This is a genomic window from Candidatus Omnitrophota bacterium (genome assembly GCA_013791745.1).
Lineage (GTDB): Bacteria > CG03 > CG03 > CG03 > CG03 > CG03.
In genome coordinates this window covers 1-9,826 of sequence record VMTH01000181.1, presented here as the reverse complement: position 1 = coordinate 9,826, position 9,826 = coordinate 1, and the positions used below count along the sequence as shown (strand labels likewise).

At 48.2% G+C, this 9,826-nt stretch carries 8 protein-coding genes; all 8 read right to left on the bottom strand.

Translation table 11 applies throughout. The features are described from left to right. Positions 1-999 (bottom strand): hypothetical protein (locus FP827_09560; GenBank protein MBA3053313.1); only part of this gene is annotated, 999 nt, incomplete at its 3' end. 80 nt (positions 1,000-1,079) lie between these two features. Continuing rightward, entirely contained in the window at positions 1,080-1,514 is a 435-nt protein-coding gene (locus FP827_09555; GenBank protein MBA3053312.1) for a hypothetical protein, read from the bottom strand. A gap of 155 nt (positions 1,515-1,669) precedes the next feature. After that, complete coding sequence (locus FP827_09550) at positions 1,670-3,697, bottom strand: ComEC/Rec2 family competence protein (protein MBA3053311.1); 2,028 nt, start codon at positions 3,695-3,697, stop codon at positions 1,670-1,672. Continuing rightward, complete coding sequence (locus FP827_09545) at positions 3,694-4,089, bottom strand: hypothetical protein (GenBank protein ID MBA3053310.1); 396 nt, start codon at positions 4,087-4,089, stop codon at positions 3,694-3,696. Before FP827_09545 ends, FP827_09550 begins: the two co-directional genes overlap by 4 nt. Positions 4,090-4,193: 104 nt before the next feature. Further along, positions 4,194-4,736, bottom strand: a complete 543-nt coding sequence (locus FP827_09540) for a HAMP domain-containing protein (protein MBA3053309.1) — start codon at positions 4,734-4,736, stop codon at positions 4,194-4,196. A 61-nt stretch (positions 4,737-4,797) separates the two neighbouring features. Next, the gene (locus tag FP827_09535) at positions 4,798-6,552 is read right to left on the bottom strand and encodes a PD-(D/E)XK nuclease family protein (GenBank protein ID MBA3053308.1); all 1,755 of its coding nucleotides are present in this window, start codon (positions 6,550-6,552) and stop codon (positions 4,798-4,800) included. Beyond that, entirely contained in the window at positions 6,495-7,502 is a 1,008-nt protein-coding gene (locus FP827_09530; GenBank protein MBA3053307.1) for a hypothetical protein, read from the bottom strand. Before FP827_09530 ends, FP827_09535 begins: the two co-directional genes overlap by 58 nt. After that, positions 7,499-9,223 (bottom strand): hypothetical protein, encoded by a 1,725-nt coding sequence (locus FP827_09525; protein ID MBA3053306.1) that lies wholly within the window; start codon positions 9,221-9,223, stop codon positions 7,499-7,501. The genes FP827_09530 and FP827_09525 overlap by 4 nt, the downstream gene beginning before the upstream one ends. Positions 9,224-9,826: the final 603 nt, after the last annotated feature.

Below are 9,826 nucleotides of genomic sequence, written 5' to 3'. Positions count from 1 at the left end.
CATATATGTAAATGGATCCCATATTTTCCTCTTAAGAGATATTTTTTCCATATATGATTCTTTCCGTCCGCTATCATCTTCTCTAAGATAGATAAGCGTTTTATGTGTATGCGAATTAATATCTATTCCTGTCGCCTCAGCAAAATCTTTTTTGTCGTAATCATATTTTTTCAGATACATCCTGAGAAAATTGCTTGTTAAAAACACCAGCAGAAAAATCGTCGCAGGTATCAGTATCCTAAAAAATCTTTTTTCAAGTTTCAGTTTTACCGGAACAAGAGCAAAAATAGTTGGAACCACTATAAATATATGCAGAATAATAACGAAAATCCCCCACATCAGCAATCGTACCATGGTCATAATATCATCTAACTGGAACAACCCAACTCCACTGGTTAAAAATATTTCCAGCGGTCTTGATATTTTTCCAAAAACATATATTTCTGCCGCAACAACCCACACCGCGGCAGCCCCCAAAAGAAAAGCCCACTTATGATCTATGCGCTTTCCCTCTGGTAAACCTAACCATTTTGCGGATGAAAAAATCCAGAATCCACCAGCGCATAAAGAAAATGCAAATAATTCTAATAGCTTTATTTCATACATATGACCCACAGCAGGCGGAACTAAATAAATAGCCAAACCCCACAAAGCGGTAATAAAAAGCAGATAAATTCCAAGAATGTTTTTTTTCTTTCTCTCTACTATATTTTGTGATGGTTCATCGTCGCTTGAGAATGATGTAAAAAATCTGTATATAACTACCACAGCGGCAATTCCAAGGATGACATATACTATTTTAAACCATGGAGAGTTCCCGATAACCGCAAATTTATTCATCCAGTTCAGATAATTCGCAGCGCGTTTAGTTATACTTAGACTGGAGTATTTGACTCCAACCACGCAAATCATGTTGAACATCGCCACAAAGCCGATAGCCAGTGTCACTGCCATGATCGGCATTGAGCGTTTGAAAGTTTCTTTAATTTCCTTGTTCATTTTTCTTCTTCAAGTTTTTGCGGCATTTCATTTGGAGTGAACAGAATATCGGGACGGTTCTGGTTTTCATATCTCATAAATCAATTATCGCTCCCTTCCTCTTTAACATTAGTAGTCTTTTTAATTATCCAATATTGTATCGCGTGTCCCAATCCAAAAGCTATGCCCCCCAAAAAAGATGTTATAATTGGCATAAAAACTAATCCAATAGTAGCTGTCGAACATGACGACAGATCATAACCATGATTAAAATAAACAGTGGCGAATGTCAAAGTTAGAAAAGTTAAAAGAAAAGGAAGCGCATACTTTTTGCTGGTGTATATCGATATAATCAATAGAACTGCGGGAATTGAATAAAAACTGTGTACAAGCCATAACCCTGCAATAAGATGACCTTCGTCAGGAAGATATTGTTGCGCCCACTCAATGCCCTTAGGCAATCTGGATATATAGGGCAAGAGATTCATATAAATAAACGCCGTTATGGAATACGCTATTTTTTTCTTAATAATCATTATTACCTCTTTTTTTCACAACACTATCGGCTTGTCCGACAGAGGCAGTTGTACGGGAATTCCGGACAACTGAATTTCCTTTCAGTTCTCCTTCTTTGAAAATATCATCATTGCCATTCTTTGATTATACCAAAAGACAGTTAAAAACAAATGGCTCACTTACGCATCCAGTCTTCCCTGATCACTTTCCGGCCGAGGCGTATTATGACTTCTTTGTCCTCGAACTGGGGAATTATCCAGTGTTTGCAGAATTCATAAACGTCGCCTATGAAAACATCGCAATGGCCGGGGGCGGTTTTCTCGCCGAAAGCGTAAATTATTTTACGGGGTGACCGCTCAATGATCAAAGCCTCGCCGGAAAGATATAATTTGAATCCGTTTTCTTCGAGGGGCGCGCTGAGATCCCTGAACAGTCCCCTGCCCCTGCCCTCATAAAGAAGATTCTCAAATTCGTTTGTCCTCCTGACGCCTATCCTGAGATAAAATTTCCTGACCAGATCTTTTTCCATGAGCTGTTTGAATGAGCCTATGTGATATATGGACGAGCTGAGTATAAAACATCCCTCGATTTTTTTTATGCCGTGATATTTTATGAATTGATCATATTCCGGCGCCATGTTCCCGGCTATATCCGAAGCCACTCCTATCTGGTACCATTTGCCGGATGAGGTAAAAAAACAGCAGTCTCCCGAACCGAATGCCGGCACATAGAGCCGGAAAACCCCTCTGTCGTTCATTTGCCACAGGAGCGCGGCGGCAAAAAACAGAAAAGCCGCGGCCATGATCCTCTTTCTCTTTGAAAGAAGCGCGAAAAGCAAAGCGTAATAAGCCCCGTATGTTAAAATATTCAGGTGCCCCCAGCCGGTCATCGCGTTTGGGACAAGAACCGTCACCCGAAGCAGTTTGTCTATCAGAAAGATAAACAAACTCGCCGCCGATGCAAACACTCCGGCCGCCCAGGATGAGACAGCGGCGGCGCAAAAAAAAGAAAAAAGAGCGAAGACGAGCAGTGCGGCGATGGGTATCACCACCAGATTCATCAGCGGCGTGAGAAGAGAAAATTCGTAGAAAGTCTCATTCAAAACGGGGATTATTATTATCTGGCACGCTATTCCCACAGCCAGCGGCGCGGCGATAAAAGATGGCATAATTTTTTTGAAAATACGGAAAAGGGGCGGCGAAATAAAGATTATGCCCGCCGCCGCAAGATACGAAAGCCGGAAGGCCGCCGTAAAAAGCCAGAGCGGATTCAAGATGAGCATAAAAAGCGCCGCCGCGAAAAGGCTGCTGCCCAGCGCTCCCCTTCTGCCCGTGCGCAGTCCCACGGCCATTATGGAAAACATCACGGCCGCCCTGACGCTGGATGGCGTGGCCCCGCAAAGCAGGGAATACATAAAAGCCAGCGGGACACTCGCAAGCAGAGCGTTGCCGCGGCCCATAAAAAAAGATAGAAAAACAGCAGCGATAGCCGTGAACAAACCTATATGCAGGCCGCTGACGGCGAGAAGATGCATAAGCCCGGCCCTTCTGAAATTTTTTATGATATCTTTTTCAAGGCCCGACTTTTCGCCCCACAGAAAACCCCGCACATAGGCGGCCGAATCACTGTCAAAATATTTTCCTATACTCTTATCCGCGGCGGCTCTCAGCCCCACGACGAACTTTTTGAAACCCGACGGATGGCCCCTCATCTCTATCTTTTTGGCGAATATCCTTCCACACACGCCCTGAGCCTCGTTTATTCTTTTCCAGTCGGTTGAAAAAGAGTTTTTCTTCTCCTCCAGCCCGGAAAAAAGCCCCTCGACGGTGACGATGTCTCCGGCCTGCGGCAGGCTTTTCCTGGCGCCCTCGAGCTTTTCACCGCCGCCATGCCACACGAGGACATTCCCCTTCTCCGTTTTCAGCGCAAAACTGTCCTTTTTAGGGAACAACCGCACCTCGCCCGAAACGGTCACAGCGCCGGGGGGATATGAAGATCGCGGGATCGCTCGCATTGATAAATTGAGAAATCCCATAACAAAGACGATCGCGTATATAACTCCGGCCTTAACCGTGGGCGCGCTTAAAAGGATCAGGATCGCCGAGAGAACGGCGAAAACAGCGAATTGTTCCCGTGCGGCGAATATTCCCAGTATGAAGGCGGCCGTGACCGGATAAATCGGCGGCAGCAGGAAAAGTTTCATTTCTCCTCGACGACTTCCATCGGCGGCAGGAAATAAGTCTTGGGCGGCGCCTCGCCTATGCCAACTCTCTTGAAAAAAGATTTTTTCGGCACGGCGATAGATTCCCTGTCATCAAGAAAATCATCCATCTGTATCTTTTCGCCGTCAGCGCGCTTCGTAAACCCTCCCGCGGCGCTGATGAGATCCCCGACAAGGGATCCTTCGGAAAGATAATATATCCCGGGGTTCAGGACTTCGCCCGAGACGGAACAGGCTATTTTAGGCGGCGCTTTGGGCCGGGGGGAGACGATAGCGGGCGGGTTTTTGGGCGAACGGACAAATTCCAATTTCTGCCACAGCAGGCCCGCCACGGCGACAGCCAGAAGAAGAAAAAGAAATTTCTTTTTGCTCATTTTTCAAAACACCCCAAAAAAGAGAAAATTAAGGACGTCCCCTTTTTCTACTTTTTCTAAAGAACGGCGCATACACGCCGCCTTCGCGTTTTATGTTCCCGGCACTATGTCTTTAAAGCTTTTTCTATTTCCGTGAGCGTGAGCTTTATTTCGGGTGAATCTTTGAATTTGTCTCTCGCGGCGGAGATCCTGTTTCCGGCGGCTGTCACTATTTGTTTATTCTGGGAATGGCACTGCTCAAGGCGGTCCAAAAGCAAGTTCACCGCGTCAACCAGTGACCCCAGCTCGTCGCCCTTTCTTATTTTCACTCTCATGGAATAACTGTCTTCGCCGCCGGTGAGTATCTCTCCTATGTCCTTTTCAAGCCTGTAAACGGGCCCGAGTATCCTGTTGGAAACGAGTATGCTCACCGCCACGCCTATGATCAACAGAAGCACAAGCTGGCCGATGAGCGTCTGAGAAAGATTCTTCAGAAGAGCGTCCAGCTCCGGACCCCGGGGAACATACATATCAATATAATTCACGAGCGCCTGATATGTTATAAGACAGGTGCCGGCCACAAGGAGCATGGAAAAACCCTGCAGGGCGGCGAGTTTAAACTGGAGTTCTTTTTTTATCAGAAGCCTCCGGCGGACATATTGTTTCATAAATCCCTCCCTAATCGCGGACTATCTCAATGGGAACCGTCCCCATTGACCTTTACGCTAACTATCTTTTTTTATTTTTCAGTTCGGAACCCGGCTCGTCCGGGCCCAGCTCGCTGTCATTAACGCGAAGATCCTCGCTGATGTTCATGACCTCGGACTTATTTTTTTGCAGTATCTCATTTTTGAGCGGGCACTCGTCAAGAAAATCGCAGCCGCCGCAGTATCTATTGATCGCCGGAGGGAACAGCTTATCCGCCTCATCCGAAGGCAGTGACGCGGCCTCTCCGGTATTCCTCAGAATGCCCTCTCCCAGACGGTCTATCAGTTCAAGCATATTCTTGTAATCCTCATCCGTGCGGCTCGTGCGGATTATCTTGTTAAAACGGAAGAAAACCAGAGCCGCTTCCTTTATTTTTATGCCGAAATACTTCTCGCACACCCAGCTGTACATGGTAAGCTGCAGGTCATTATCCACCTCTTCCTGAGTCCTGAGAAGAGGATCGGTTTTATAATCGTAAATACTGTATGTGCCGTCGGCATTGGACTCTATCCTGTCAATAAAACCAACAAGGAGATGTCCCGCGCCTATACGGGGGCCCTGGACAGGCGCTTCAAAATAAGGCTCGGTTTTCCAGGCTTTTTTCCACTGCCCTTTCACGTGCTCCTCATAATAGTTCTTCATCCATTCCAGGCCGTTTTCAAAAAAAGCCTGCTCCTGCTCGTCGGATTCATAACCGCCGCCCTCCCAGTTGTTCCGGTAGCTTTCCAGCAGGAATTTGAGGGAAGGTTCGCCGAGGCCGTCATAAGAATAAAGATCCTCCATCGCCTTATGCACCGAGAGCCCTATTGAGAAGAAATGACGGGGCTTCGTCGCTATTTTGTCCACATATATCCTTTTGTAATTCCTCGGGCAGTTCTTATACAGCGAGAATTTGGAATATGACATGGCCAGCCGCTTGCTTTCCAGCACCCTCTTATATATGCGCGGGTCAGGGAGAAGTTTTCTCGCCGGGCAAACCGGCGCGTATTCGCACCACGAACACAGCGGGCCCTGCTGGGGAGTGAAATAGCCCAGCTTTATTTTTTTAACCGTCTCGCCGACGGTCTTCTCGCAGTCGGCTATATCTTTCTCCGTAGGCTCCACGGCGATCTTCACTCCGTGGTAAAGGTTATAGACGGAATATGAGCCCAATTTCCCTCCCCAGCGCTGGCGCGCCACGGAGTAATTGATGACACTCTGGATATCAGATCTCAGTGAAGCCTCGTTCTGGAACCTCTTGCCCGTCTTGAACTGCACGATCTCGATCTTCCCTTCCGGATTTCTGGACACCTGTCCGTAGCGGACGTTAAAAAGATAACCCGCGAATTTTCCGGAGACATTTTCCTTCACCGCGATTATCCTGTTCCTGAAAAAGCGGTTTTTGTTCACATAATCAATGAGCATTCTCAAACCCGCCAGCCAGAAAGTGTCTTCCTGCTGGGAAGACGCGTAGCCCTGACTCTTCCAGCAGTTCTTGAGTATCTCAAAAAGCTCTTTGTCGTCGAGGTCCGCTATGGCGCCCGAATGCATGACTTCAACCGCGTCCTGCAAACTGTTAGCGAAAGACAGGTAATGGGAAGACGCGTAACTTTTTTTAGCCGAAAGATACTGATACTGATATTTCTTCGGACAGGCGAGATAAGCGCTGATCTTGCCCGCGGAAAGAGTGCCGGCGCCGGTAAAAAAAGCCGCTATCTTCCTGAATAATTTTTTAATTCTCATTCTTTCGCCGCCTTTATCGTCTTCCCGTCGGATATCAGCTTTATCCTGTCGCATTCATCCGTTCTGAAATATTTAATATGCATCATATCAAAGAAAGCCAGCATTTTTGAATTCGGGTATTCTTCTTTATTCCCGAGGCCCGAGGAAACGAGACATATTGACGGAGCGGCGGTTTCCATAAAGGACAGCGAGAATGTCTGCCCCGAACAGAAATTCGGCGTCACCAGGACATCGGATTTGAGACTCTGATAGGCCGCCGTGTGGTCGAGCGCCGACAAACCGGCGTTGCCCGCGTATATCACGGCGGTGTTGCCGTAGACAAATCTCAATATCATTGAAGCGTTGTTATCAAAATTCTCAAAACCCGAATAATCTATAAGAGGGCTCAAAACCTGCACGGTCATATCCTTCTCAGTGTAAATAACATCCCCCGCCGCGACATTTTTCAGCAACCCCGATTTCTGCGCCTTCTCCGTTATATTCCTGTATGTTATGAAGCGCGGCCCGGGAAAATAAACGCCCGATGCCAGGACTTTTTTAACGGGAAAACCCTCCTCGAACATCGACACCGCCCCGCCGCAGAAATTCTCAGCCGGCGATGTCAGTATGAGATAGTCAAGAGATTTTATGTTACGACGCTCGAGATATTTTTTAATAGCGGTTTTCCACACATCTTTGCCCTCCATAAGGCAGAAATCAGCGGCTTTTTCCGGCGTTGAGGGAACGGGGGGGCCAGCGTCCACAAGTATGCTTTTTCCCGACGGGGTGATGAACAGCATGCTGTAACCGTGCCCGACATTGAACAAAAGCACTTCCGCCAGAGCCGCGTCTTTTTTAACATCTGGAGCCGAAGGAGTCTTCAAGATCACCCACAGGGTAAGCGCCGCAGCCAGCACCGCAAAAAAAACAGCGAAGGGATGTATGACCATAGACGCTGATTTAAGTTTCGCGAAAGCCCTGTCCTGCTCTTTTCTGTGCTTTTTATATTCGGCTATGAATTTCATAAGAATTTCTTCAGCACTCTTCCTATAAGCCCAGGGCCGCCGCCTTTTTCAAATGACGACGGCAGAAATTCCTCGAGCGGCGATGCCTCCGTCTCAAAAGGCTTCTTCCAGTATAATTTGGGCGCTCTTTTAAGCGGCCTGGTCAAAAAAAGGCCTTTGGCCGCGCGGGCCGCTATCTTGTAAAAGATCATTTTCATTCCCGCGGGATAGGTATAATTCTCAAAGGCCGGCACAAAAACAAAATCAAACTGATATGCTTTTGAATAATATTCCGGCACCAGTTTGACCGCGCGCTGGGACCTCTCTTTCATTTTCCGCAGATCACCTATCAGAATATCGTTCCTGTCTTTAATGGCGTCATAGGGTCCGAAACGCCTGAGCTGTTTTTCAAACCAGAAGCATGAAGCAGAAAACTGTTTCGGGGTAAAATTCTTCTTCAGCACCTCCAGGGCGGGCGCGGTGATGTTTTTTTCCAGAAGGCCCGCCGCCGCCTCAGCCAGCGGGATGATCAGCCCGGCGCCGGGATATTCCATACAGTCAAGGCCGTACTTTACGGCCAGAGGGGAGAATTTCTGCGGAAAATCATATCTCTCATACACCACGCCTATGTCCGGGGCTTTGCCGCCGCGGGCGACGATCTGTTTCATCTGAAAAGCTATGAACTCCATCTCGTCGTCTTCGTCATCCGCGTCATACCGGACGAACGCCTCGTCGGCGACTCCGGAAGATGAAACGATCTGCCTGCCGGACATGTTAGACAGGCATTCTATCACCGTCGGGCTGTGCCTGTAATCATCGTCGGAGACAAACACTTCCGACGGTTCGCCCATTTCAATATCACGCGGCTTGTAAAACGCCAGCGAGAAATCGCCGGCGGCGGTTAATATGCCGTCTTTTGAAAAAAGCTTCAGGATCGGCCATTCTCCGGGCAGAAACCTCTCGGCGTCGTCAACAAGCACCCTGCTGTATCCGGAAAAATGCCGCAGAAAAAAATCCCTGTCAAAAGCGTAAAACCTTTTTATGAGATCGCCCATCCCCACCCTGTCAAAAAGCTGGCGGCCTTCCAGCGCCACCTCGTAAGAGCGGAAGATCTCCTCAACATCCTCTCTCAGGTCCTCCGGCACCGAAGAAAGCGACGAGGTGAGCTTGCGGTTCAGAACCATCCAGAAATACACTTTTCTGTTTATGCCGTTGCGGATGCCGCTTAGGATTTCCATCCACTTTGACGAATACGCAAAATCCTCTATCATTCCAAGCCGCACAAGCAGGGACTGTCCGAAAGAGGTGTCTTTCAGCGCATCCTGCAGAAAAAGGCTGGCCGTGGCGAATTTTATCTTCTCAAACGCGTCCTTTTTTTCGGGAAGCAGCGCCGAGAGTTTCGCCCTTATCTCCTCCGGCTGATTCTCAAAGGACACAAGGAATAATATTTTCTCCGGCACTACGCCGGATAACACATCCAGCGCCGTGAGGCGCGCGAGCGTTTCCGTTGATCCGGCGCCTGCGGCAATATCGGCGAATGTTATTTTATTGAGAAGCGCGGAAAAAACAATTCCCGCCTGAGGCAGGCTCAGGCCCTGGAGCGCTTTTGAAACGAGCGTCCAATCTTCTTCCGGAATGCCCAATGAATCAAAATGAGATATTACCTGCTCTGGCGCCGGACACGCCGAAAAAAGCGTGGGCAGTTCATGCTGCAGTTCAAAATTCAATTCGTTAAAATTCATAAACTTTTAGTTCCAGCGCGCGAAACAGCATAAAGAACAGCAGACGGCATCCGTAGCGGGCCATATGAGTGAGGGGTTTTGCCCCGTGCTCCGAGCGAATTGGCAGCGAACCGCATACGTGAGCGGCCGTCTATGGGTGCCGGCCGCTGTGATTGTTTACGGGTATTAGAACACATCAAGGGAATCCTCATTGGACGCGGCGCCCTCCTGAGCGTCATCCAGTTTTTTCACGCTCGTCCAGGTGAAGGCCTTGCCGTCAGAAGTTATTTCAACGGCGCCGTATTTATCCGTTCGCAGGGCCTTCGCACCCATCTCTTTCGCTTTATTTTCGGTCAAGAGTATATCCGAATCGGAAAAACTCCAATCCTTCTGATAGGAATAAGGCAGCACCACCAGAGAGGGGCTCGCCGCCTCAAACCACTCGCCGAGGCAGGCATCCATGTGCCCGTGATAAGGGGCTATGAGCACATCGCATTTCAAATCCAGGTTTTTATCCTTCAGCATCTCATATTCCGCGTCATTCATTATGTCCGAGGGCATGATCATGACGAAATCACCGTATTTTATTTTCAGCGCTATTGAGTTGTTGGCGAGATCGTCATT

Coding starts and splice junctions, on each gene's coding strand:
- FP827_09555 (MBA3053312.1), bottom strand. CDS start 1,514: ATGATTATTAAGAAAAAAATAGCGTATTCCATAACGGCGTTTATTTAT.
- FP827_09550 (MBA3053311.1), bottom strand. CDS start 3,697: ATGAAACTTTTCCTGCTGCCGCCGATTTATCCGGTCACGGCCGCCTTC.
- FP827_09525 (MBA3053306.1), bottom strand. CDS start 9,223: ATGAATTTTAACGAATTGAATTTTGAACTGCAGCATGAACTGCCCACG.
- FP827_09530 (MBA3053307.1), bottom strand. CDS start 7,502: ATGAAATTCATAGCCGAATATAAAAAGCACAGAAAAGAGCAGGACAGG.
- FP827_09545 (MBA3053310.1), bottom strand. CDS start 4,089: ATGAGCAAAAAGAAATTTCTTTTTCTTCTTCTGGCTGTCGCCGTGGCG.
- FP827_09540 (MBA3053309.1), bottom strand. CDS start 4,736: ATGAAACAATATGTCCGCCGGAGGCTTCTGATAAAAAAAGAACTCCAG.
- FP827_09535 (MBA3053308.1), bottom strand. CDS start 6,552: ATGCGACAGGATAAAGCTGATATCCGACGGGAAGACGATAAAGGCGGC.